This is a genomic window from Metabacillus lacus (assembly GCF_009674805.1).
Lineage (GTDB): Bacteria > Bacillota > Bacilli > Bacillales > Bacillaceae > Metabacillus_C > Metabacillus_C lacus.
On the sequence record NZ_WKKI01000018.1, the window covers coordinates 15,895 to 38,933 of the forward strand.

Consider the following 23,039-nt stretch of genomic DNA (forward strand, 5'->3'; position numbering starts at 1 on the left):
TTCCCTCACCGCACTAACTTTTTTATGTACATCTGCCAGCAGGCAGACAACACTATAATAGTCTATCAGAACAAAAATAAGATGCAAATATTTCTCCTTTCCCAAGGTGACAAGTTAGACAAGCTTTTATATAATATAATAATTGAGCCTAAAGTTCCTTACGGAGCTTTGACTATATCAAAAGGAGTCGGTCTGCATGTATTTGTTACTGGGATTAATTGGAGCGATTTTGGCATACTCCATTTTCACTTATTTTTATCAGCGGAGAATTATGAAATCCCTGACTGAAGAAGAATTTAAAGCGGGCTACCGAAAAGCACAGCTGATTGATGTGCGGGAGCCGAAAGAGTATGATGGAGGCCACATTTTGGGCGCCAGAAATATTCCCCTCTCCCAAATGAGGGTTAGACATAAAGAAATCCGTCCTGATCAGCCTGTATATATTTACTGCCAAAATACAGTCCGAAGCGGAAGAGCCGCAGCTATGCTGCGAAAAAAAGGCGTTAAAAACATCTCAACGCTAAAAGGCGGCTACAAGCAATGGACTGGCAAGATTAAAACTAAAAAATAAAAAAAAAATGCAATGCTGAGCGCATTGCATTTTTTCTTTGCTGCTTTTCTGATCGTCTGTCCATCCTGTGCAGAAAGCAAGTATCAGGACTGTTTTTGATAGCGAAGTACGGGTTTCCTAGCTGCCAATGTTTCATCAAGCCTTTTAACGACAGTTGTATGAGGTGCTTCCTGAACAACTTCTGGATTTTCTTCAGCTTCTTTTGCAATTGTAATCATTGCATCGATAAAAGCATCCAATGTTTCCTTTGATTCCGTTTCTGTAGGCTCTATCATGATGCATTCCTCAACATTGAGAGGGAAATAGATGGTAGGCGGGTGATAGCCGAAATCAAGCAGTCTTTTTGCGATATCCAGTGTTCTGACACCAAGCTTTTTCTGACGCTTGCCGGACAAGACAAATTCATGCTTGCAGTGCCTGTCAAATGGAAGATCATAATATGGCTGCAGCCTTCTCATCATATAGTTTGCGTTGAGAACTGCATACTCGGTCACCGCTTTCAGTCCATCCGGCCCCATTGTGCGTATATAGGTATATGCTCTGACATTTATGCCGAAGTTTCCGTAAAACGGTTTAACACGGCCGATTGACTGCGGCCTGTCATATTCAAAATGATACTCATTATCTCTTTTTATAAGCACCGGTTTTGGAAGGAAAGGAATCAAATCTTGTTTTACTCCTACAGGCCCTGATCCAGGACCGCCGCCGCCATGAGGACCAGTGAACGTTTTATGCAAATTCAAGTGAACCACATCAAAGCCCATATCCCCCGGCCTTGCTTTGCTAAGTACTGCATTCAGGTTGGCTCCGTCATAATACAGTTTTCCCCCTGCTTCATGAACGATGGAAGCCATCTCGAGAATCTGCTCTTCAAATAATCCCAATGTATTAGGATTTGTCAGCATAAGAGCTGCTGTATCCTCGCCAACCACTCTTTTTAAATCGTCCAAATCTACAAGACCGTGTTCATTTGACTTTACAGTTATTGTTTCAAAGCCCGCCACAGTCGCTGAAGCCGGATTTGTACCGTGGGCCGAATCCGGCACAATCACTTTTGTTCTTTTTTCATCGCCGTTTGCCTCATGGTAAGCGCGGATCATCATTAATCCGGTCCATTCACCATGTGCTCCTGCAGCTGGCTGAAGAGTTACTTCATCCATTCCCGTGATTTCCTTCAAGTGTTCCTGTAGATCATACATCAACTCCATGGCTCCCTGAACTGTGTTCTCCTCCTGCAGAGGATGAATATGGGCAAACCCTGGAACTCTTGCTATGAATTCATTGATCTTCGGATTGTATTTCATTGTACAGGAACCCAGCGGATAAAAGCCTGAATCCACACCATGATTTCGCTTAGACAGAGCTGTGTAGTGACGCATAATATCGAGCTCTGAGACTTCAGGAAGCTCAGGTTCTTCTGTGCGGAGGTACTCCTCTGGAATCAACTCTCCAATGTCTGAAAGAGGAATATCCATTTCAGGAAGGCTGTAACCGATTCGCCCCGGCTTGCTTAATTCAAAGATAAGTGCTTGATCTTGATTATTCATGGCTATCCCCCAATTCGTTCACAAAGTTGATAATCTCCTCTTTTGTCCGAAGCTCAGTGACGGCTACCAGCATATGCTGTTTCAATTCCGGATAGCTTTTTTCTAAATCGTAACCGCCAATGATTCCCCTCTCAAGGAGTTTTGCATTCACTTCGGAAACAGGTTTTGCCAGTTTTACTACAAATTCATTGAACATCGGTCCGGCAAAAGGAATTTCCAGCCCTTTTTCGGTAAGGCTCTTTTTTGTATAGTGCGCTTTTTGGATATTTTGAAGAGCCATTTCTCTTACCCCTTTTTTCCCAAGCGCTGTCATAGCAACAGATGCAGCCAGGGCATTGAGAGCCTGATTGGAACAAATATTGGAAGTAGCTTTATCTCTCCTGATATGCTGTTCACGTGCCTGAAGCGTCAGCACAAACCCTCTTTTGCCATCCTCATCCACTGTTTGTCCTACTAGACGGCCTGGAACCTTTCTCATCAGCTTATTTGTGACAGCAAAATAGCCGCAGTGCGGACCGCCGAAAGCTGCAGGAATGCCAAAGGGCTGCGCGTCTCCTGTCACTATGTCAGCGCCAAGGTGCCCAGGAGGTGTCAAGGCACCCAATGCCAAAGGGTTGGAAGAAACGATAAACATACTTTTTCCTTGATGAGCAAGAGGTTCAATACTTTGTAAATCTTCTATTCTTCCAAAGAAGTTCGGATATTGCACGATCACTGCCGCAACATCCTCGTCCATGCTGGATTTAAGAGCGTCCAGATCAGTTACACCGTCTGCAACAGGCACTTCAACAACATCAATGTACTGCCCTTTTGCATACATTTTTACAACATCCCTGCTTTCTGGGTGCACAGCCTGGGAAATCAGTATTTTTTTCTTCTTCGTGTGGCCCGCTGCGAGCATCGCTGCTTCCGCAAGCGATGTACCGCCGTCATACATGGAAGAGTTTGCAACATCCATGCCGGTCAGCTCGCAAATCATCGTCTGAAACTCAAAGATGGCCTGAAGTTCACCCTGAGAAATCTCAGGCTGATACGGTGTATAAGCTGTATAAAATTCAGATCTTGATATGACGTGGTCTACAATAATCGGCATGTAATGGTCATATACGCCTCCTCCCAGAAAAGATGCATATTCTCTGGTATTGGCATTTCTTGCTGCTGTCGCCGACAATTCTTTCACAAGCTCTGTTTCAGATTTTGCTTTCTTGATTTGATACTCGCCCTTAAATCTTACAGATTCAGGAATATCAGAGAACAAATCTTCAACCTGTGCCACCCCGGTTGCTTTCAGCATTTCCTGCTGATCTTGTTCTGTCATTGGCAAATAGCGATGCTTCATGTCTTATTCCCCTCTCGGACGTTTATATAAAGGTGTTTTAATGACCGCTGCTTTTAGACGCTTTTTTCTTACCTGCACTTCAACCTCTGTGCCAAGTTCAGCATATTCCTTCTTAATTAAAGCAAGGCCGACATTTTTCTTCAGTGTCGGTGATTGTGTGCCCGTTGTGACTTCTCCAATTTTTTCTTCACCAATATAAACATCGTAACCATGGCGAGGAATGCCTTTGTCAATCATTTCTATTCCTGCCAGCTTTCTTGCAGCCCCGTTTTCCTTTTGTTCTTTTAACGCATCTTTTCCAAGGAAATCCATTTCTTTATTGGTTTTCACAGCAAAGCCGATTCCTGCCTCTATGGGTGATATTTCAGGTGACAGCTCTTGTCCGTACAGCGGAAGATTCGCTTCAAACCGCAGCGTATCCCGAGCTCCCAGTCCGCACGGAAGAAGACCTTTGTCTTTTCCTGCTTCAAGAATGGAATTCCAGAGAGCCGCTGCATCACTGCTGCTGCAATAGATTTCAAAACCGTCTTCTCCTGTATAACCTGTTCTGGAAATCAGGGCAGAAACTTCTCCAATTTTCACATCTTCCTGAAATGCAAAAAATTTGATATCTGACAAATTGGTTTCTGTTAAGTTCTGAAGAATCTCCTCGGCAAAGGGACCTTGAATGGCCAGCTGGGCTGTTTCTTCTGATATATTCGATAGTTCTACATTCTCGTCCAGATGGTCCTTCAGCCACTTAACATCTTTGTCAATATTAGAAGCATTCACAACAAGAAGATACTGATCTTCCTGCAGCTTGTAAATGAGCAAATCGTCAACAGTTCCACCAGTGCCATAGCACATCGCTGTATATTGGGCTCTTCCCTCTTTCAATATTGCCACATCATTTGTCATCATCTTTTGCAGATAGTGCAAGCTTCCAGCTCCGCTCACCTTGATCTCACCCATATGAGAAACATCAAATAAGCCTGCCTTTGTTCTAACCGCTTCATGCTCTTCCTTAATGGAAGAAAACTGGACCGGAAGCTCCCAGCCTCCAAAGTCAATTGTTTTCCCTCCGTACTTGCCATACTCCTCGTACAAAGGTGTTCTTTTTAATTCTGACATCATGCATTCCTCCCCGCTTTGAATTTCAGCAGTACACAAAAAAGGACAGAGACTCCCCTTTTATATGAAAAGTGGTCTCTGTCCTGGCACCTGAAAGTTTTACCTTATGTATGTACAGGCTTTCCTCTTTGGTGGTTTGCTTTTAATTACAAACTCTCTCCAGAGCTGCGTCAAACAAGAGTCTTTTTGCCTGAGAGATTCACAGACGTTTGCTCCTTCGGCGCCGCAATTTTATTGCAGTCTCTCCCCTTGCTGTCATCCGCACATATTTATTTAAGAAAGGGCCATACTAACAAAAGCAAAATGAATAACACACTCATTTGCCAATTGCTAATATTCTTACTTATTAACATCCTACCATTAACAGCAGAAATCTTCAATCTATAAATAAACATATAAACCATTATTTTTTTAGATTATCATTCGTTAATTAGTGTAATTTGCATATAAATTTCACCTTCAACTATAAAAGTTAGACAAAAAGGTGAACAATACAGACTGGCAGGTGAAGTAAATGAAAGGGTATTCACAACACAATGTAGATATTACCTTTGATCATGACTGGGCGGAAGGACTTCAAAAAAGGCTGGACACTGACGGACCCTGGGCAAACTGGGACTTGTACAAGCTGTCCTGCAGTGTGCAAAAACAGCTTGCCATTCCTGAATTTCACGGGCTGCAGGCTCCCAAACATTTAACAAATTTCACTCCCCTTCCTCATCAGTTGGAAGTAGCAAGAACGGTCGTTGAAAAAATGAACGGCAAAGCAATTCTGGCAGATGAAGTAGGCTTAGGCAAAACAATAGAAGCAGGGCTCATTCTCAAGGAATATATGATTCGCGGTCTCGCCAAAAAAGTGCTGATTCTTGTTCCGGCATCTCTAGTATCTCAATGGGCCAAAGAGCTTCACGAAAAGTTTCACATTCCAGCCATCGAACAAAAAAAGAGCTATGTATGGGAACAGTATGATATTGTAGTATCTTCGATCGATACTGCCAAACGAAGTCCCCACCGTGAAATCGTTCAAAACCTGCAATATGACCTTGTGATTATTGATGAAGCTCACAAACTAAAAAATAACAAGACCAAAAACTACGAATTTGTTCAAAGTCTTAAGAAAAAATATTGTTTATTACTGACTGCGACCCCAATCCAAAACAAAATTGAAGAAATATTTAACCTCGTGTCCCTTCTTAAACCTGGACACCTTGGGAATGAGTCATATTTCAGCCAGGCTTTTTCAGCGAAACAGCGATCACTTCAGCATCACGAACACCTGAAGGAACTTGTGAATAAAGTGATGATCCGAAACAGGCGGCATGATACCGGTATACAATGGTCAAAAAGAATAGTAGAAACGGTTCCAATTGAATTCTCGCCAACAGAGCAGAATCTTTATGATGCCATCACAGCTATCAAAACAGCTCCAGAACTGTCTGCAAGCATGTTTTCCATTATGACTCTGCAGCGGGAAGCTTGTTCCAGCAGAGAAGCTGTGTTTATGACATTAAAAAAAATGCTCGAAAAACCAGAGGAAGAAGCAGCTCCCCTTCCGCAGCCTATCATTATGCAGCTGATCGAGCACATTAATGCTGTTACCATGAACTCCAAGGCCGCAAAAGCAGTGGAATTAATACAAGGGATCAACGATAAAGTGATTATCTTCACTGAATACAGAGCAACACAGTTTTACCTGCAATGGTTTTTAAAACAGCATGGAATTACTTCAGTTCCTTTTAGAGGGGGATTTAAACGCGGGAAAAAGGACTGGATGAAAGATCTTTTTAAAAATAAGGTTCAAGTGCTTATTGCGACCGAAGCAGGCGGAGAAGGAATCAACCTTCAATTTTGCAGCAATATCATTAATTACGATCTGCCCTGGAATCCGATGAAGCTGGAACAAAGAATTGGACGGATTCACAGGCTGGGACAAGAACGTGATGTTCGCATCTTTAATATGGCCACTAAAAATACAGTGGAAGAGCATATTTTAAAATTGCTATATGAAAAGATCAATTTGTTTGAAAAAGTCATCGGAGAACTGGATGAGATTCTCACAAAGATGGAGATACAGAATATCGAGGAACATATTCAGGATATTTTCCTTCACTCGCGAAATGAGCGGGAAATGAACATAAAGCTTCAAAATCTGACATCTATTATTTCATACGGTGAACAACTATCCGAAAATAAACTTGCAAGTTCTGATCAATAGAATGAAGAGGTGACAAGATATGCAGCAGCAGGACATTCATCAGTACCTGGAACGTTTTTTTACGGCTAACGGCTGTGAAATCGTACATAACTCACAGGGTCTGCTTGAAACACAGCTTAGCATTTCAATGGATAAGGAATTAATGAACCGCCCGTTTTACTGGCACTACCTTGAAAAAACAGGCGGAATCCCCAATCCTATGAAGCTGTCGCTGATTACTGATAAAGAAAAAGCCGGTGAAGATGCCAAAGGTGAATTCATGCACTTTGGTGCTCCCCGCCTGCATCAAATATTTGATACAACGAGAAAGCTTGCAGGGTATATCAGGCTGTATGAGCAGGCAGATATACGGGGCGGCAGCATTCCCCTTCACCCATGGCTGGGTGTCAACATGACTGTTTCCTATCAGTGTGATATGAAAAAAGATGACATCTACTCCATGGGTATTCACCTAATCAGCGGCACCATTCTTGAAAATTTTCAAGACAAACTTGAAAAACTAAATTTAACTCCAAAAATTCCTGATTACTGTTTTACAATGTCTCCGCTCATTAAACCAAAAACCGGTGTTAATAGACTTTTTCATCATATAGAACAGAGAATTCAGCAACAAGATCACTCTTGGGCCAAGGAGTCGCTTCAGCGCTGGAACGCAGATCAAATGCTGCTGCAGCACTTCTATGAAGATTGCGATGAAAAACCACAAGCCTATCACTTGGAATCAGCAGCTTTAAAAGAATTATATGAGCCAAATGTAACCCTTTCCATTCATAATGGCGGTATTTTTTATTTAGCACCAAATGTCCAGTTATTCTGACAACATATTCGGGTAAAAAAATGAAGTTTTCGACAGCTTCAATCGTTTAACCTGCTATTCAATTGGGTATATAGATTCACTATCTGGTACTTTTTACATTCATTTTGGGAATTTACTAATATTTTTTGACATCGACAAAATTCAGCATACATATTAAAATTGTATTTTTATAATGAAATAGTGCAATTGTTTCAGACAAAATTTCCGTCTAAGGTGTTAGAAAGAGTTTGAAGCACTTACATAATCAGAAAGGGCAAACCTGCTGAAAAGCAGGGACGCAAAGTCACAGGTCTAAGATCTATAGTAGATGATGACGGCTGGACTGCCTGAAATACTACCGTATTTTAGGAGGAGAAAAAATGAAGATAGCTGAATCGCACGAAGAATACAAACTAGATACGGAGTGGAAGGAGCTGATACTGTCAGCACTGGAAATGGGGATAAGCCCTGAAGAAATTAGAGGGTTTTTAAAAACCTATCCTAGAGAAGAAATTACTATGTCAGAATACACAAAATAATTTCAAAAAACGTTCGGTATGTCAAACAAACCCCTTCGCTATATGCTATAATGGCGTTGGGAAGGTGATAACATGATAGGTGAACGAATCCGGAAATATCGCAAAGAAAAAAATCTCTCTCTATCCGAACTAGCAGAACGGGCAAATGTTGCAAAATCTTATCTCAGTTCTATTGAACGGAACCTTCAATCAAATCCTTCTGTACAATTCCTTGAAAAAGTATCAGCTGTTTTAGGGATTTCAGTAAAAACGCTCATTAATGAAGAGTATGAAGAAGCAGATGAAAACCTCGATTCCGAGTGGGCTACCCTTGTCAGGGAGGCTATGGATTCAGGAGTAACAAAAGATCAATTTAAAGAATTTCTTGAGTTCAGCAAATGGCGCTTGAACCAAGGAAAATAAGCGCATTTGGCCCTCGTCCAACGCGCTTTTTATTATGCAAAAAAACTAATTTGATGATCTCTTTCTTTGCTTATCGTAATATAAGCACCTTTTCTAGTCACCATACCCTCCTGATGAGAAGTCACAATGGCTTTCCTTTCTGTTAAATCGTTCGTGCAGACTGGACAAACCCATTTCCCTTCATTGCAGCTGCTGTAAGAAGGCTGACTGCACTTTATACATAACTTTTTATACATGATTTCCCCTCCTAAAAAATAGATGTTATCCAATACCCATGAAGAACCAGAACCATTGTGTAAAGAATGCAGGCTGTTAGCGAAAGTATCACAGCAGGCTTCGACCTGCTTAGCCTTCCCGAACAGGCAAGCAGCAGCAGTAAAAGAAACGAAAGGCACAGTTTGACAGTTAAAAAGGCCACCGGACTGTTACTATATAAAGCAGCCATAAGAGGATTAGCTTCCTGAATAATTCCTGACTGTAATCCTTGAAATGTAAATAAACCGTCCACTGCGTTTAGTAAGGATAAATACAGAAGTATATATGCCATGTTCTTCACCTCATATAGTTCTTGATAAAGAACAAAAATAGTAAAGGAGTTACTGACCTTTACTATTTTTGAAGTACCTAAGTATCATACCCATTATGAAAAAGATAAATCCTGCAAATATGATATTGAAAGAATTTGTCGAGGTATGAGGCAAGGCTTCGTTGAGATCATTGTGTTCTGTAACTATCCTCTCTGAGACTTCTATCTTTTTACCAGGCTGCACTACAGGGGCTTGTTCAACTATTGGTTCATCGGGCAATTGTCCGCCAGGAACCAGGCTATCTGCTGGTGGTGTTAAAGATATCACATCTTTATTTGCGGTAAAAATAATCCTAAAAGAGCAGGAAGCCCCTTGATATTCGTTTCCTAGTTCAAATGGTATTTCAGTGTTAATCGTAAGAGAGTCCGAAGATAATCTTGTTAAAGGAACTGGTTTGATAGGATGCCAATGACTTGCTTTGTTTTTAAAAATTGTGTTTTTTCCCCTTTTAATCAAGAGATTTAATTGCTCGTAAAAGTCTTGTGAACCCCCAAGAAACTGAATTTCTGCAACATAATAAAAGTCTGTAAACCCAGTGTTTTTTACCTGAATAGGGTATATGATACTATCTCCCGGTTTCAGATTTTCTGCATTCATCACTATTTCTTGTGGATAAAGAGAAATATCCAATTCACCTTCGGATAAATACATTGTGGAGCCTTTTACCCCTAATAGATTTAGAAAAAAAATCACAGAGATTAACACAGCAATCGTACTTTTAATTTTTGCGTTCATGCATTTTCCCTCTTAGAGAATTTGAAAGTGGGATGAATATTCATCCCACATACACAAAATATTATTTTTGTTTGTTGATATCATCGGTTCTTTTATATGTTCCGCCGCCGCCCTGTTGTCCATTATCCAAAGAATCCTTGTCCAAAGTCACACCATCAGTTTGCAGTCCTGTAAACTGAAAACCGATTTTTGTTTTATCTCCTTGAAGGTAGTTTTGTTCCTTACCGTTATCAAGAAATTCAAGTGAATAAGTGACTGCCTTTATACCAAGGTTAGTATTATCTTTGGCTGGTAAGAAACCAATAAAAGCACCTACATCACTGATACTGTTACCGTTAACAGTTGCAGGAGCAGCTTTCTTTGTAAATTCATCAAGCTCATCCAATGAAATTTTTCCATCACTATTGATATCAGTTATCTTTCCAAGAATATCTTCCCCGCCAAATTTCAATGAATTGACAACGATATGTTTATGAGTATCCTTTTCACTATGGGAAGTAACCTTCATGAAGACATTCATCGGCAGAGTCCCCTGGTTGTTAAGCACCATTGACGGATCTTGGTTATCTTTTTCCGCTACTAATTTATCTCCCGGTTTCCAGTTATCAATAGAGAAGTTTTCCAGATAAGGCTTCTTCGGCTTCAACACCAATGTACCGTTTGTAAAGTGACTATCCGCAGACACACTGTCGCTGAAATAAGCAAATGTTCCTCCCATAACTGCTAAAGCACCTAAAGCAATTGACGACATACCCATTACTACTTTCTTTTTAACACTCATTTTTTTCTCCTCTTTTCCTTTTAATATGTAACTCTAATTTATTTCAAACCCATATTGGGCTGGAAATCACTCATGCAACATGATCTGTTTGCTTTACCTTGCTGTTTTCCATGCTTCCTAAGAGCCTTACAAGGGAGATAATGTTGTATATGATTAAAATCAGCCCTGGTAATATCAAGCTAAGTGCTATCCCGCTTTTTGACTGTAGGAAGTTCAAGATATGTCCGGCATAGGGAACATGAAGTCCTGAAAACTTTCCAATTACTCTTTGTGCAGAAACGGGTCTTGGATCTACAGATTCATTGTTGTCCCCTTTTGTAAAATACTCTGTAAACTCGCCACTTCCCTGGACATCCACAATTCTATGGGTAATGATTGTGTTTTCTTTAATAGGTGAGTAAAAAGTAATCACATCACCTTTTTTAAATTGAGTTTTTTCACTGGTTCTTTCTATTCCTACTACTGATCCAGTTGAAATTCCAGGTTCCATAGATCCTGAAAGGACAAGCATCAATTCATGTCCAAAGATTACAGGCTGACCTCCAGTTACCTTTGAACTTACCATTAAATATAAAGATAAAATTAAGAGTACAGACAAGCAAAAAGTAATCAAACCACTCAACACTTTAAGAATTTTATTCATCCTCTTTTTCCTCCTCTGAAAGAAGTTCAGAACTGCTATCTCCTTCTGAATCACTTATAATATCAGGCGATATGTCAAACACTTCGGTGGTTGCTTGACTACCCTCATTACGAGTAAAACTCTCTACATCCTGTTCCTCTGCGGTTTTACTGTTTTCCTTACTCAATTTCTCGCTGTTTTGTTTAGATTGAACGTCACATAATGACTCACTATCTTTACAGGAGTGATTCTGGTTTTCAATCTTTTCTTTATCAGTTGAATCACTTGAACCCTCTTTAGGGATACTGTTTTCAGTATCTTCACCTGTATTTTCTCGTGTATTACACAGTAATTCATGGTTAGCTGCATACTCTTCATCACTACAAAAATCATCAGCAATTCCTATTTTTCCATCATAAGCAATTTCATCAGAATAGTATGAATGTGTATCCCTCAAATTAAAGCTGGTGATCAAAGTAATTAAATAGATGCAAGTAAGACTCTGTAACCATAGCTGAAAATATAGACGATTTCGTTTTTTCCTCAAGCCATACTTCTCTCTTCTGGAAAGGTAATAATCGTTCATTATCATCCTCCACCTTTGTTCTTTTTAAAGAACTGCAACCTGATTATATAACAAAAAACGGGAGAAACAAACATCATAAACTACCAAATTTTCTCATTAAAGAACATTAATCTTCCGAATGCTACCTTTTACTTACATTTTCTAACTATTTTGTAATCTTATAACGAACGAAAAGTTTCGTATAGTGAACAAGGGGTATAGTGATTATGTAAATACAGTAATAAGGGGTTTTAGTATGCCTGGAACTACAATAAAAAAGCTTCGCAGAGAAAGAGGATATTCAATTAGCGAGCTTGCTGAGCGTGCAGGAGTGTCCAAATCTTATCTAAGCTATATAGAGAGAGATGTACAAAAAAATCCTTCCCTCCAATTTCTTAAAAAGATTTCAGATACGCTGAATGTCGATGTGAATCATTTACTTACTGAAGAGGTAAAAACTTCGGCCGAGGAGCTGGACAATGAATGGGTTTCTTTGCTGTCAGGTGCCATTGAAAAGGGGCTGACCAAGGAAGAGTTCAAAGAGTATTGTGCTTTTCTAGAATTCAAACACTGGCAGGCTAAAAAAGAATAGATGCATAATATCCCCTTTTGTGGAAATTATATTCACTAAGGGGGGTGAGTGTCTTGAAAAAAGGAAGTGCAGTGGTTCTTCTAGTCCTGTTTCTCTTGCCAATCATTTCTGGACATTCGGCTTCTGCTCAGAACAACTGGGAAAACGTGGCTGTACAAGAAGCAAAGAAACAGTATCCACTCGGTCAGGTTCTTTTCAGCCAGCAGATCTGGAGTTCTAAGAAAGAGAAAAAAGCAGTGAAGCAGTACAAACTTATGATTCGCAACGGTTCTGAGGATATTGGCGTGTTTGTCACCATCGCTTACCATCCCCAAACTGAAAAAATTCAGTCTATCACAGTGCTTGAAGAATAGAAATAGCCGATTACGTGATGATGTAATCGGCTTATTTCTTATTACGTTTTTTGAGCAGAAGGCTGAAAGCAAAGGGAAGAACACCAAACCATTTGTTCAGCAGCGGGGGTTCCTCATTTTTCTTTCTGGCCTTTTTGACAGACCGTTCTTCTTTCGGTGTATCAAGATATCTCACTACCTGCTGAGTAATATATTTAACATAATCATTCGCAGACAAAGTTTGCACCTCAGTGTTTTTTTACTCAGTCTTGCCAAGTTGGGATGCATTTAAAACAGCTTCTAATTCTTTTACAATCTCTTCAGGGTTTTTGTTGGAGGCATTGATTGATAGTGAACAATCTTCATACAGCGGTTTTCTCTTAGTATACAATTTCTTTATTTCTTCTCTCTTCCTGCCTTGTACTAAGGGCCGTGAGGTATCATTTTCAAGTCTGTACAAAATGATATCAATGTTTGTATTCAAAAAGACCACCGTACCATTGTTCCTCATAAAGTTCCGATTATCGGGATTCTCAATGATCCCCCCGCCCGTCATCACCACGGCATTTTCTGTTGGAAGCTCTCTTAAGACCCTTTCTTCCAACCTTCTAAAATATGCTTCTCCCCTGCTGGAAAAAATGTCTTTTACAGAAGCGTTTTCTGCTCTTTCGACCTGCTGATCTGTATCATATACAGGCAAATCCAGCTTTTCACCCAGCAGCATGCCTACAGTTGTTTTTCCCGCACCCATAAATCCAGTCAAGTAGATAACCTTCATCGCTATTCTCCTGTTTTTATTCAACAATAACATAATGAATAAAAAAACTCACTTTTCACTCCAGGCGATGATTTTGTTATGAGGTTTACTGTAAACAAATCTGGACGTAAAAGTGTGATTTCTTTCAGTTGTGACAACAATGGTACCTATTACTTCGTTCGTATTTCCGGCAATGGAGTAAACAAAGGATCCATGAGGCAGTGCGGCTTCTTCCCGCGAATTCTCTTGTCCCGCTCTAATTGCAATTAAGGCTCTTTGGACAGCCTGCAGTTTCAGGTTTTCAGCCAGGTAGTACTGTTGAGAATCACCATAAAACTTTTTCTCCATTAGGAATACTGCAGCCAGGTGAGCTGTGATTAATAGAAAAAGCAAGGAGACCATAACAGTGAATGGAAGAATAAAACCTTTATTATTTCTCACCCTTAAATTCCTACTCCGGCAAAAGACCTGAAGCTTGCTGTGTATTCTTTTCTGGCGAGGCTGTTGACGGTCAGCATGGTTCCGCCCCGAACTTCTAAAAAGCTGATACTATAGATGTTCTGAAGGATTACTTCATGTCCCTTCCCGTCTACCTGCCTTCGTATAAGGCTTGCATACTTTTGATAAGAAACAGTCTGGCCGTTAGTGTTTTTAAATGAGATTTCCTGCGGCTTTATGACAAAGTCCCTGCCTTCTGCAAATTCCCTTTGCAGCTGTTTAACTGCTAAATGCCACTCAAAGGGCCTCAAATCTTTTGCTGGAACTGTGAGCTTTAGTGAAAAAGAGAGAAATAGCGGAAAGGCTGCAGCAATCAGTATAAATACCAGGAGAGAAAGCAGCATATTAGGAAAGGTATAACCTTCACTTTTACTGTACATGAAGGCACTTTTCCCTGGTTTTGCTCCTGTAGTCCACCCAGTAAATACAAGTCTCTTTAATATTGTTGTTTTCCTTGTATACAGCATGAAACTCTCTTCCCTCCCATTGGTATACTGCTAGTCCAGTTTCTTTTTCAAAATAATTTTTATAGTTGTATTCATGAAGCAAAGCAGCTGCATGATGGGTTAACAGCGTGTTTCCTCTTTCTATATAGAGAGATAGTGCTGCGGGAACCAGCATTAATAGTATGAAAGTCCACATACTGAGGGCAGCAAGTGATTCAGCAAGGGAAAAACCTTTACAATTCCTCAACACGAAACCTTCCCCTTCCGAGATAAAAAGTTACTTTAAAAGTTCTTTTCTTGTACTTTACCTGAAGGGCGCCGCTTGAGTTAATGTTTCCCGCGGAATTAAAAATAATATGGTTCGATAATGTTAAAGGGATAATCTCCATGTTCTGATGGAGCTCTCTCTTAATCACCTCTTCAGATTTTAAACCACTTTTTACTATTCGATAGTCACGCTGTGCGGGGCCGTAATATAATATCATGCTATGAGAGTTAACCATTGCATACTGCTGTGCAAAAAGAATGTCTTCTTCCAGCTGTTCAAAAAAGTGGTCTACTTTTTTTTGCTCGATTATGGGCTGAATATGAATAGCAGTAAGCAGCAATAATACGGTGAAAATTGACAGTACGAGGAGTGTTTCTATAAGGGTAAATGCTCTTTCGAGAAGCATTTATTTTCCTGAAGAAGCGGCAGAGTCCAGGGTAACAGCTGTTCCGTCAGGGCATAAAGGTTCTTTTTTTATGTAGCCTTCACTTATCAGCTCGGCTATAGTAGCACTTTTTCCTTTTTCCATTTCATATGCAGCAGCCTGTCCCTGTACCATGTTTTTGAGCCCTTCACAACCCTTGTTTTGAATATTGCTGTTATGTTTGGTAATGTTAGGAATTGTAATGAGCAGCAGTACTGATATGACCAGAAGGACAATCAGCATTTCAATTAATGTAAATCCGTTTTGTTTTTTCAATTTTAAAACCTCCTAAATATGATTCATCATCTGGTACATAGGCATCATCATAGACAAATACACCATTAATACTGTAGCCCCTATAAAAATGTAAGCAGCAGGCTGAATGACTGATGTAAGTTTAACCACTTTTGTTTCAAAGCTGTCTATCAACATCTGGCTGTAGGTATACAGTTCCCTGTGCAGCCTTCCATTTGCCTGGCCGTGAGCAACAACTTCAGCAATTTCTGCCAGATAATATTTCCTACCTTTCAGCAGCATTTCAAAGCTTTCCCCCCTGCTTAAGCCGGCTATGAAATAAGCTGCCTCATCCCCATAGGAAGGAAGAAGATTTTGGTCCTTAAATACTGTTAATGCTTCATAGATTGACAGCCCTCCCTTCAGGAGACTGCTGAGCTGAAGGGAAAAATAATACGTGAACAAGTGGTTGTATGTCCGCTTGACAAAAGGCACTTTCAGTAAGATATCCATTCTTCTTGTTCCTTTAATCTTTCTTAAATATAAGAAGTAGTAAACAAGCCCTGCGAGTGCACCTGCAGCTATGATAAAGACACTATATTTTAAAACTTTAAACATAACAGTCAGCATGGTGCTGAAAATCGATGGTGTGATATTCATTGTCTCGTACATTTCATGAAATTGTGGGGCAACCACTAACTCAACAACATAGAGAATTGCTCCCATCACAAAAAGAAGTAATATCGGATACCTTAACACCCTGCTGATTTTCTCTTTATGCTGCACTCTTCTTGCAAGAAGACTGCTCGACTCGCTTAAAGCAAATTCCATATCACCGTGCTGCTCCGCGAAATATAAATAACTCAATACATCCCTGTGGAATCCAAGTTCCTGAAAAGCCTGCAGAAGTGTGCTTCCCTGCTTTAATGAAGATATCATGTGTACGACGTCTTTCCTGTGAAGCGGCTGTAAATGGATACTGATAAAATAAAGTGCTTCAGAGACAGAATACCCCTGCTGCAAAAGACTGCTGAGTTTGTCCAGAAAATGAGCTTGCTCAGCTATCTTCCAATTTTTATTCTTCATGAGAAAGAACCCAGCGTTCCAGGGAATGCGGATATAAATATCCCAGGGCAATTCCTTTGCGGATGACTTTTTTCAAGCTTGGGTAGGAAAAGTCTTGATTCTCCCCTCTCGCTTCGCTTAGGGCAAAAGATAAGTTTTTTCCATACAGCATTTCATAAACGCTTAACCTTCTTGTTTTTCTCATTTTCTTACAGTACGGGGAGCACTTTTCTGGGCAAAAAGGGCATTTAACTTCAACAAGACGCTGAGCAGTAACAGCTATTAGGGTTTGTTCTATTTCAGATAAACCTACGTCAAACTCCAGCAGCCTGTATATTGCTCCTTTGGCGTCCCTGGTATGCATGGTGCTCAGGACAAGATGTCCGGTCAATGCAGCTCTTACAGCAATTTTTGCTGTCTCCGCATCGCGTATTTCTCCCACCATAATAATATCAGGATCATGTCTCAAAATAGCTTTCAGGCCTGATGCATAAGTGATTCCTGCTTTTTCATTTACTTGAACCTGCAGTACCTCATCGCTTCTCGATTCGACTGGATCTTCCAGCGTTATAATGTTTCTGTTAAATTTTCTTTTGGCATAGTGCAGGAGCGCGTAAAGAGTTGTGGTTTTTCCTGAACCGGTTGGTCCTGTAAAAATCATCAATCCATGTGAATGTTTTAAGAAGGAGAGCAGTTTTTTTGTAGCCGACGGAAACAATGAAAGTGAGTTAACAGCCGGGGCATGCTGCTGGGGGAGAATTCTGATTACCAGACTTTCATCATACATGGTGGGAAGAGTGGACAGTCTAAGCTGAACTGTTGCTTTCTCAAGATCTAAAGCTAAAGCCCCGTTTTGCGGCTTTCTCCTCTCTCCAATATCCATGGAAGCCAGAAACTTGAAATGAGAAATCATTCTAATGCAGAAACTCTTTTCGAGAACTTTTTTATGAATTAAATCATCGTCAATTCTAAATTGGACAACGGCATCCTCCTTCCTCGGTATAATATGAATATCAGAAGCAGCAAGTCCACATGCTTCTTCTATCATTTTTTCACTTGCTTGCTGAATTGGCAGCATCTTATCACCAGCTTTTTGTTTGATTGGCTTCATTATAGCTCCCATTATAAAAGAGGTCACATGACGAAAATGAAATTATACTCAGTGAATTCTCCAGGTAACTGTATGCATTTCAAATAACTCCGGTAAATTTTCTGCATTTCCCTGTATAAAATCAAAATATCTGCACATATTAAAAACATAGAAGCAGCACATTGGGCTATGGCCAAGCGGTAAGGCAACGGACTTTGACTCCGTCATGCGTTGGTTCGAATCCAGCTAGCCCAGTAAAAAAAACCACCTCTGGTGGTTTTTTGAGTTATTCTGTATATTCGGCATAATATATATAATTCTTTCTGCTGCTTTTGAGCAGTGCGGCCTTCTCAAAGTATACACGGTATCCTTTTTGAAGCTGATCATAACCAATGTATTTCAACTTTTGCTTCTTGGCCATTTCCTTTGCGGCGGCAGCGAGTTTACCTTCTGTAGAGATATAAGCAGGAGATGTATAATCAGTACTAACAGGCCTTGAACCAACAGCTTCCAGATAAAATTTCATATGTGCCATACCTATCCCCTCTATGTTTTCTTTATAACGAACATCTATAAAGAAAGAATACCACCTCCCGGAATTTTTTTCAATATTTATTCCTAGTTATTTCAATTTTTTATCAAATTAATAGTTCATTTTAACTATAAAATTTCTTTATTAAGAAAAAACCACTTGATTGGAACGGAGGGCGGCGGCTTCTGCGAGATAGTCGAGACCCAGGACTGAGCGCTGAGGGAAGCGGCTCTGCCCTCCTATCGCAGAAAGCGTCAACATGAAGTGTAAATCTAACCACATTGAAATTATTTCTATCTACTTTTTAAATAAGTAAAATAGACCGCAGCCAAACTCAAAATCCTCGAGTTTGGCTGCGATCTGAATCATCCTTTTTCTAGATAGCTGATCTTTCCAATGTATTCTTTTTCATAAGCTTTGGCAGCTCTTGAGGGTTATATCCTACAATAAGCTTCATTCCGTCCGTAATAATCGGCCTTCTGAGCAGGCGCGGCTCTCTTTCCAGCAATTCCAAAACTTCCGATAATGTCATTTCGTCTATATTCAAATTGAGGGCTTTGAATGTTCTGCTCCGGGTAGCTAAAATCTCGTCAATTCCTTCAGTTGTTAATTCTAGTATTCTTTTCAGTTCATCCCTGGTAGGTGTTTCATTAAATAAGTGTCTTTCCTCGAACGGGATACCGTTTCCTTTAAGCCAATGCTTTGTTTTTCTGCAGGATGTACAACTTGGATACGTAAAAAAAGTGAGTTCTGACAAGTTTTCCCCTCCTTTTAAAATTCTTGACGTTTTAACTTAATTTCATTGTACATTATTTGTATAACGTTTGTACACATTTATTGTACAATAAATGTTGAACAATTTTTGAACAGCGTCTTTTCCATACTTTTCAAATACAGAAATGTAAACGCTATTTACAATTTGGTAAATTGTACATTATAATAAATTAGTGATGGACTAGAGGGACAAAGGAGGGAAATACATATGGATCGTATGTTCCGCGTGTTAGGATTCTGGACGGGGATTTTTGCAGTCATGTTTTACTTAGGGGACATGAAAACAACATCTTTATTATTCTTTGGTCAAACTGGATTTTTCGTATTTTTATCTTATTTAAAATTATCTGAACGCATGTACATTTATATTTTCGGAGCTTATCTAACTGTTTTCTTCGTTGGATTTACTTACTGGTCAACATTTATGATGATCCCCGGCCAAGGGGGCCATTAATCCATAAGGGCACTCTGTCCGCTTAGGCCCGGCAGCAATGAAAAAAGCAGATCACGAGATCTGCTTTTTTCATTGCTGCTTATAAATTGCTATCTGCTGTTAGTAAGCCTGAAAACCATTTAAGAAAGGATTGCTGTCCATTTCAATTTCAATGGTTGTTTCAGCTCCATGCCCGGACAAAACCAATGTGTCCTCAGGAAGAGTCAGCAATTTTTTGTGAATGCTGCTAATCAATGTATCGTGGTTTCCTCCCGGCAAATCAGTACGGCCAATACTGCCTTGAAACAATGCATCTCCTGAAAAGACTATTCCTGCACCTTCACTGTAGTAGGAAAGACTTCCCGGAGAGTGGCCCGGGGTTTCAAACACTTTTAAAGAAAAGCTGCCAATCTCTAAGTTACCCTCCCCGCTCAGCAGGTGGTCTGCAGGACCGGCAGTTATCGCTCCTCCCATAAACAGCTGAGAACCATTAAGTGCCGGATCTGTCAGCCAATCACGTTCTTTTTTATGTATATAAACAGGAATCTTCCACTGCTTTCTTACATCTTCTACCGCTCCTATATGATCAAAATGAGCATGAGTGAGCAGTATGGCCAGCGGCCTTGCTTGCATCTTTTTTAATTCCCTGCCCAGTTTATCTGCCTCTCCTCCCGGATCTATAATGAGACAATCTCCATTCTCCTGCAGAAATAAGTAGGCATTAGTTCCAAGCGGCCCTAGCGGTATGCGTTTCCATTTCAATGCAATTCTCCCCCTTCCTTTTTATCCTTCTATTATCATCAAAAACTGTTCCAATAGCAAATGGACTGTTGTTAACATCCATATTTATCCTCGACAAACTGTATGAAAACGATTAAAATATTAGAAGAACTTATCTTATAACGTGATATTTTTTATACATACACAAGGGGGCTGTCAAAATGGGGTTAGTGATTATCTTTAGTCTTGTTACACTATTGTCTGTTTGGGGATTTTATAGAAGCTTGATGGACAAAAATCTTCTTGGTATCGTTTTTGCAGGAGGTACGCTGGCTGTATTTGGATTTTTCACAATCATGACAATTATATACCACGGATTTCCTACTGCTCATTAATGTTCATTCAATACAAGCAAAGCCCTCTGGACTTCCAGAGGGCTTTTTGTATGCTTCATTTGTGAATAGTCATCTACCAAAAAAGCAGGTAGTTCTATTTCATTTTCTTGTTCACACTCTCCAGCTTGCCGCTGAGCGTGGAAGGTTTATCACGTCTGTCATCAATACGGATGTTCGTAGCCACACGGCTGATGCCTTTAGAAAATGGGACCTCGTGAATGGCCTGCAAAACTTTGAACAACTCTGGCAGCTCTCCCTCTATCAATGTATTCATAGGTGTAAGCTGAAACTGTATCGTACCTTCTTCCTCAAATTTCTTCAGCACATGCTGTATTTCTGCAACATACTCACTGACGCTCGGTCCTTCTGTTCCGATAGGGATAATCGTTACATCAACAATTGCCATAACTGCCTCCTGATTAGTGGTGTTGGGAATACTGTATTAGTGGAACCAAAGTACCGCTGCTCAAATGTATCATCTGGTTCAGACCCGGGCCGGATAATATGCTTTTTCCGCTTGGAGAAAGAACCAGTTTACCTGGTTCTGCATCATGCAGTACCACATTTTTTTGACCGTTCAAGGTATTAACTCCTATTAGGTCATATTGTCCGGATACTGACTCAAAGAAAGTATAAAAGGTATTTGCTTTGTCGTCAAAGATAAACTCCGGGGGAGACCATTCTTCGTACATACGCTGGAAATTGAGTTCCAGCTTCAATGTTAACTTCTCTGTTTCACCTTGAAAGAAATGAAAGCTTCCTATTCCTGCCTCTTCATCTTTTAATTCTGCCGCAATCAGCAAGTCCCCGGCATTCTTTTGAGCTGCTGCACTTCCTGATAACTGCTTTTGCGTCCCGCTCTGCAAATCATATACAAGAAGAGGGGCGTGAGAAGAGCGGGATTCCTGATCCCACTCTATATAAGAGAATGTGTCTTCTCCGTTCCACTCAGCAAAAGGAACTTGCAGAGGGCTGTTAAACACTTTTTCTTCGTAAACATCTATGATAAAGGATTGAAAGCTCCAATCCTTCTGAAACACAGTTGCATAAAACAGATTTTCTTTATATGAATTCCACGAAATTTGCAAATCAAAAGAAGGAAATGCCTGCTGAAAAAGAATATCCCCATCTCTATTCAAAAGGAGGATATCCGCTTCAGACTCTGCCGTGCTCCTTTGAATCAGAAATAAGCTGCCTTCTCTGCTTCTTTGAATTTCTGTTACGGGACTGTCTGATTCGTAAAATGTCTTTCTGCTCCCGTTGTACAGATTGTACAACTGTACATGAGTGTGCTCTCCAGCTGTTTCCGTCACGATGACAGTCTCTTCATCATACCAGCCTTCAACCGCCGTATATACGCCTTCCTTCTCCCCCAGTGGAAGAATATCATCAGGAGTTTTTTCTTCAACTATTTCAGGAGATACATTTTTAGAAGGTTTTAATAGCTTTGAGTCTGTTTCTTGAGGCTGATGAGGTTGGCAAGCTGTCACAAGCAATAGAAGTAAAAAGAGTGGGAACAAGGTTCTCATCAGCCTATCTCCTTTCCTGTTACATATATAACGAGGCCCAGAAAATGCCCCTGCTTTTATCTGCAATCTCTGTAAATTGCCCAATAGGCAAGGGGTTCGAGCCAATCCCGAGCTCTACTGTATAACCCGGCAATTTTCGCTCGTTGATAAACCAGTCCCGGAATCCGGCATGGCTGTCGATATCTCGGACTGGAAGATAGCCGCTCAGTGCTGCGTATTCATTTACAATCATCTCTGCTTCCTGCGGCTCTCTCCCAAGATATCCCCAATATATCTCCTCACCCTGAGTGTGAAAAGCAACAACTCTGTCAAAATTCCTGTCTTTGACGAGCTGAGCCATACATTGTGCTTCTGGTTCAGTAAGGGGCCGATCGCCGGGATAATCTCTTGGTGCGGGACTTTGAGGAATTTTCCTGATTTTTTCAATTTCCCAGTTAGCCGGATACTGATTGTTAAGATCCACCCCTCTAATGTTAGCCTTCCATTGAGAAAAATCTTCCCTGTCCCCGTTTATTTTCTTTACTTTTTCATAAAGACTTCCCTCTTTTGGAAGGTTCTCAAGAACAAGATCTACTCCATCAGGGTTTACCATGGGCACAACAGAGAGTGTCGTTTCATTATATAAATCCCGTGCTTTATACCCCCTGTAATGGCTATCTTCCAGCAGGGCCGTTACATATTCAAACAGCCAGCTCATCGTTACGCAGGAAGTAATCCATTCATTTGCATGAAAAGATCCGTTTAAATGAACTTTTTTCGGCCCTCTCCCTAAGGATAGTTCGATAATAGGCTGTCCTAACACACTTTGGCCAATAACTGATTTTCTAACAAAAGGAAATGAATTCGATAGGAGCTGAATGTCGCTATAGCAATCGGTGGATGAGTAAGTTTCTTTAAGATGTATGATAGGAGCTGGCAAGTATGCAGGTATGTTGTGCAGCTTGATATATACAGATAGTTCATCCCTAAGACCACAATCCGCGGAATTCGAAACAGAGAGGGCCGGCAACGCTGCATTTGTCCCTCGCAGGTAAATCTCTTTGCTTAATCCTTCATTACAATCCTCTAACAACTGCCTTGGTATTTTCAGCAATGAAGCAAGCTTTGATACTGTGATATCCTGCTGAATAAAACACTTCAT

33 protein-coding genes, 1 tRNA gene and 2 riboswitches are annotated in these 23,039 nt (G+C 40.4%); of the genes, 10 read left to right on the forward strand and 24 right to left on the reverse strand.

What is annotated here, in order from left to right; all coding sequences use genetic code 11:
- Positions 1-196: 196 nt before the first annotated feature.
- The gene (locus tag GJU40_RS10715; RefSeq protein ID WP_154307757.1) at positions 197-571 is read left to right on the forward strand and encodes a rhodanese-like domain-containing protein; all 375 of its coding nucleotides are present in this window, start codon (positions 197-199) and stop codon (positions 569-571) included.
- Positions 572-654: 83 nt separating this feature from the next.
- Here GJU40_RS10715 and gcvPB read toward each other — a convergent pair whose 3' ends face one another.
- From gcvPB to gcvT, 3 genes are read right to left on the reverse strand one after another with little or no spacing between them, the layout of a single operon-like run.
- Positions 655-2,118 (reverse strand): aminomethyl-transferring glycine dehydrogenase subunit GcvPB, encoded by a 1,464-nt coding sequence (gcvPB, locus tag GJU40_RS10720; protein ID WP_154307758.1) that lies wholly within the window; start codon positions 2,116-2,118, stop codon positions 655-657.
- Positions 2,111-3,457, reverse strand: coding sequence for an aminomethyl-transferring glycine dehydrogenase subunit GcvPA (gcvPA, locus tag GJU40_RS10725; protein WP_154307759.1), 1,347 nt, complete (start codon positions 3,455-3,457; stop codon positions 2,111-2,113). The genes gcvPB and gcvPA overlap by 8 nt, the downstream gene beginning before the upstream one ends.
- A 3-nt stretch (positions 3,458-3,460) precedes the next feature.
- Positions 3,461-4,567, reverse strand: coding sequence for a glycine cleavage system aminomethyltransferase GcvT (gene gcvT / locus GJU40_RS10730; protein WP_154307807.1), 1,107 nt, complete (start codon positions 4,565-4,567; stop codon positions 3,461-3,463).
- Positions 4,568-4,735: 168 nt separating this feature from the next.
- Positions 4,736-4,826, reverse strand: a riboswitch (glycine riboswitch).
- 255 nt (positions 4,827-5,081) lie between these two features.
- Between gcvT and GJU40_RS10735 the strand changes: the two genes are divergently transcribed.
- The 4 genes from GJU40_RS10735 (at position 5,082) to GJU40_RS10750 (ending at position 8,519) form a co-directional block, all read left to right on the forward strand.
- A complete protein-coding gene (locus tag GJU40_RS10735) occupies positions 5,082-6,782 on the forward strand; it encodes a DEAD/DEAH box helicase (RefSeq protein ID WP_154307760.1) in 1,701 nt (566 codons plus the stop codon).
- 19 nt (positions 6,783-6,801) lie between these two features.
- Positions 6,802-7,599, forward strand: a complete 798-nt coding sequence (locus tag GJU40_RS10740) for a YqhG family protein (protein WP_154307761.1) — start codon at positions 6,802-6,804, stop codon at positions 7,597-7,599.
- 242 nt (positions 7,600-7,841) lie between these two features.
- Positions 7,842-7,929, forward strand: a riboswitch (cyclic di-GMP riboswitch).
- A 29-nt stretch (positions 7,930-7,958) separates the two neighbouring features.
- Positions 7,959-8,117 (forward strand): anti-repressor SinI family protein, encoded by a 159-nt coding sequence (locus tag GJU40_RS10745; protein ID WP_154307762.1) that lies wholly within the window; start codon positions 7,959-7,961, stop codon positions 8,115-8,117.
- A 72-nt stretch (positions 8,118-8,189) separates the two neighbouring features.
- The gene (locus GJU40_RS10750; protein WP_154307763.1) at positions 8,190-8,519 is read left to right on the forward strand and encodes a helix-turn-helix domain-containing protein; all 330 of its coding nucleotides are present in this window, start codon (positions 8,190-8,192) and stop codon (positions 8,517-8,519) included.
- Positions 8,520-8,551: 32 nt separating this feature from the next.
- On the opposite strand, the gene GJU40_RS10755 is transcribed toward GJU40_RS10750, so the two are convergent.
- From GJU40_RS10755 to GJU40_RS10780, 6 genes are all read right to left on the reverse strand, one after another.
- Positions 8,552-8,755: a hypothetical protein gene (locus GJU40_RS10755; RefSeq protein WP_154307764.1), complete on the reverse strand. Its 204-nt coding sequence runs from the start codon at positions 8,753-8,755 to the stop codon at positions 8,552-8,554.
- 11 nt (positions 8,756-8,766) lie between these two features.
- Positions 8,767-9,066 carry a DUF5658 family protein gene (locus GJU40_RS10760; protein ID WP_154307765.1) on the reverse strand — a complete coding sequence of 100 codons (300 nt, stop codon included), beginning with the start codon at positions 9,064-9,066 and terminating at the stop codon, positions 8,767-8,769.
- A 49-nt stretch (positions 9,067-9,115) separates the two neighbouring features.
- Positions 9,116-9,841: a TasA family protein gene (locus GJU40_RS10765; protein WP_154307766.1), complete on the reverse strand. Its 726-nt coding sequence runs from the start codon at positions 9,839-9,841 to the stop codon at positions 9,116-9,118.
- A gap of 61 nt (positions 9,842-9,902) precedes the next feature.
- On the reverse strand, positions 9,903-10,622 hold the full coding sequence (locus GJU40_RS10770; protein ID WP_154307767.1) for a TasA family protein: 720 nt from the start codon (positions 10,620-10,622) through the stop codon (positions 9,903-9,905).
- 70 nt (positions 10,623-10,692) lie between these two features.
- Entirely contained in the window at positions 10,693-11,265 is a 573-nt protein-coding gene (sipW, locus tag GJU40_RS10775) for a signal peptidase I SipW (protein WP_154307768.1), read from the reverse strand.
- Positions 11,258-11,830, reverse strand: a complete 573-nt coding sequence (locus tag GJU40_RS10780; RefSeq protein WP_154307769.1) for a hypothetical protein — start codon at positions 11,828-11,830, stop codon at positions 11,258-11,260. The genes sipW and GJU40_RS10780 overlap by 8 nt, the downstream gene beginning before the upstream one ends.
- 235 nt (positions 11,831-12,065) lie before the next feature.
- Here GJU40_RS10780 and GJU40_RS10785 point away from each other — a divergent pair, with 235 nt between their 5' ends.
- Entirely contained in the window at positions 12,066-12,401 is a 336-nt protein-coding gene (locus tag GJU40_RS10785) for a helix-turn-helix domain-containing protein (RefSeq protein ID WP_154307770.1), read from the forward strand.
- A gap of 53 nt (positions 12,402-12,454) precedes the next feature.
- A complete protein-coding gene (locus tag GJU40_RS10790; protein WP_170289377.1) occupies positions 12,455-12,754 on the forward strand; it encodes a DUF3889 domain-containing protein in 300 nt (99 codons plus the stop codon).
- 31 nt (positions 12,755-12,785) lie between these two features.
- On the opposite strand, the gene GJU40_RS10795 is transcribed toward GJU40_RS10790, so the two are convergent.
- From GJU40_RS10795 to comGA, 9 genes are read right to left on the reverse strand one after another with little or no spacing between them, the layout of a single operon-like run.
- Complete coding sequence (locus GJU40_RS10795; protein WP_343031516.1) at positions 12,786-12,980, reverse strand: YqzE family protein; 195 nt, start codon at positions 12,978-12,980, stop codon at positions 12,786-12,788.
- Between the two features lie 12 nt (positions 12,981-12,992).
- Positions 12,993-13,511: a shikimate kinase gene (locus GJU40_RS10800; protein WP_170289378.1), complete on the reverse strand. Its 519-nt coding sequence runs from the start codon at positions 13,509-13,511 to the stop codon at positions 12,993-12,995.
- Between the two features lie 48 nt (positions 13,512-13,559).
- The gene (gene comGG, locus GJU40_RS10805; RefSeq protein WP_154307774.1) at positions 13,560-13,931 is read right to left on the reverse strand and encodes a competence type IV pilus minor pilin ComGG; all 372 of its coding nucleotides are present in this window, start codon (positions 13,929-13,931) and stop codon (positions 13,560-13,562) included.
- A gap of 2 nt (positions 13,932-13,933) precedes the next feature.
- On the reverse strand, positions 13,934-14,368 hold the full coding sequence (gene comGF, locus GJU40_RS10810; RefSeq protein ID WP_170289379.1) for a competence type IV pilus minor pilin ComGF: 435 nt from the start codon (positions 14,366-14,368) through the stop codon (positions 13,934-13,936).
- Positions 14,358-14,684, reverse strand: coding sequence for a hypothetical protein (locus GJU40_RS20705; RefSeq protein ID WP_170289380.1), 327 nt, complete (start codon positions 14,682-14,684; stop codon positions 14,358-14,360). The genes comGF and GJU40_RS20705 overlap by 11 nt, the downstream gene beginning before the upstream one ends.
- Positions 14,668-15,108: a competence type IV pilus minor pilin ComGD gene (gene comGD / locus GJU40_RS10815; RefSeq protein ID WP_154307776.1), complete on the reverse strand. Its 441-nt coding sequence runs from the start codon at positions 15,106-15,108 to the stop codon at positions 14,668-14,670. The genes GJU40_RS20705 and comGD overlap by 17 nt, the downstream gene beginning before the upstream one ends.
- Positions 15,109-15,402 carry a competence type IV pilus major pilin ComGC gene (comGC, locus tag GJU40_RS10820; protein WP_154307777.1) on the reverse strand — a complete coding sequence of 98 codons (294 nt, stop codon included), beginning with the start codon at positions 15,400-15,402 and terminating at the stop codon, positions 15,109-15,111.
- Between the two features lie 12 nt (positions 15,403-15,414).
- On the reverse strand, positions 15,415-16,446 hold the full coding sequence (comGB, locus tag GJU40_RS10825; RefSeq protein ID WP_154307778.1) for a competence type IV pilus assembly protein ComGB: 1,032 nt from the start codon (positions 16,444-16,446) through the stop codon (positions 15,415-15,417).
- Positions 16,436-17,503 carry a competence type IV pilus ATPase ComGA gene (gene comGA / locus GJU40_RS10830; RefSeq protein ID WP_154307808.1) on the reverse strand — a complete coding sequence of 356 codons (1,068 nt, stop codon included), beginning with the start codon at positions 17,501-17,503 and terminating at the stop codon, positions 16,436-16,438. The genes comGB and comGA overlap by 11 nt, the downstream gene beginning before the upstream one ends.
- 195 nt (positions 17,504-17,698) lie before the next feature.
- Between comGA and GJU40_RS10835 the strand changes: the two genes are divergently transcribed.
- A tRNA-Gln gene (locus GJU40_RS10835) sits at positions 17,699-17,770 on the forward strand.
- Between the two features lie 31 nt (positions 17,771-17,801).
- On the opposite strand, the gene GJU40_RS10840 is transcribed toward GJU40_RS10835, so the two are convergent.
- Positions 17,802-18,050, reverse strand: coding sequence for a hypothetical protein (locus GJU40_RS10840; protein WP_154307779.1), 249 nt, complete (start codon positions 18,048-18,050; stop codon positions 17,802-17,804).
- Positions 18,051-18,423: 373 nt separating this feature from the next.
- The gene (locus GJU40_RS10845; RefSeq protein ID WP_154307780.1) at positions 18,424-18,804 is read right to left on the reverse strand and encodes a Spx/MgsR family RNA polymerase-binding regulatory protein; all 381 of its coding nucleotides are present in this window, start codon (positions 18,802-18,804) and stop codon (positions 18,424-18,426) included.
- A 225-nt stretch (positions 18,805-19,029) separates the two neighbouring features.
- Between GJU40_RS10845 and GJU40_RS10850 the strand changes: the two genes are divergently transcribed.
- Entirely contained in the window at positions 19,030-19,275 is a 246-nt protein-coding gene (locus tag GJU40_RS10850; RefSeq protein WP_154307781.1) for a DUF2626 domain-containing protein, read from the forward strand.
- A gap of 99 nt (positions 19,276-19,374) precedes the next feature.
- On the opposite strand, the gene GJU40_RS10855 is transcribed toward GJU40_RS10850, so the two are convergent.
- Positions 19,375-20,016 (reverse strand): MBL fold metallo-hydrolase, encoded by a 642-nt coding sequence (locus tag GJU40_RS10855; protein ID WP_154307782.1) that lies wholly within the window; start codon positions 20,014-20,016, stop codon positions 19,375-19,377.
- Between the two features lie 179 nt (positions 20,017-20,195).
- Between GJU40_RS10855 and GJU40_RS10860 the strand changes: the two genes are divergently transcribed.
- A complete protein-coding gene (locus tag GJU40_RS10860) occupies positions 20,196-20,369 on the forward strand; it encodes a DUF2759 domain-containing protein (protein ID WP_154307783.1) in 174 nt (57 codons plus the stop codon).
- A gap of 94 nt (positions 20,370-20,463) precedes the next feature.
- Here GJU40_RS10860 and GJU40_RS10865 read toward each other — a convergent pair whose 3' ends face one another.
- From GJU40_RS10865 to GJU40_RS10875, 3 genes are read right to left on the reverse strand one after another with little or no spacing between them, the layout of a single operon-like run.
- Positions 20,464-20,775, reverse strand: coding sequence for an MTH1187 family thiamine-binding protein (locus GJU40_RS10865; protein ID WP_154307784.1), 312 nt, complete (start codon positions 20,773-20,775; stop codon positions 20,464-20,466).
- Between the two features lie 13 nt (positions 20,776-20,788).
- A complete protein-coding gene (locus tag GJU40_RS10870; protein WP_154307785.1) occupies positions 20,789-21,898 on the reverse strand; it encodes a YqgU-like beta propeller domain-containing protein in 1,110 nt (369 codons plus the stop codon).
- Between the two features lie 19 nt (positions 21,899-21,917).
- Positions 21,918-23,039 (reverse strand): M14 family metallopeptidase, encoded by a 1,122-nt coding sequence (locus tag GJU40_RS10875; protein WP_154307786.1) that lies wholly within the window; start codon positions 23,037-23,039, stop codon positions 21,918-21,920.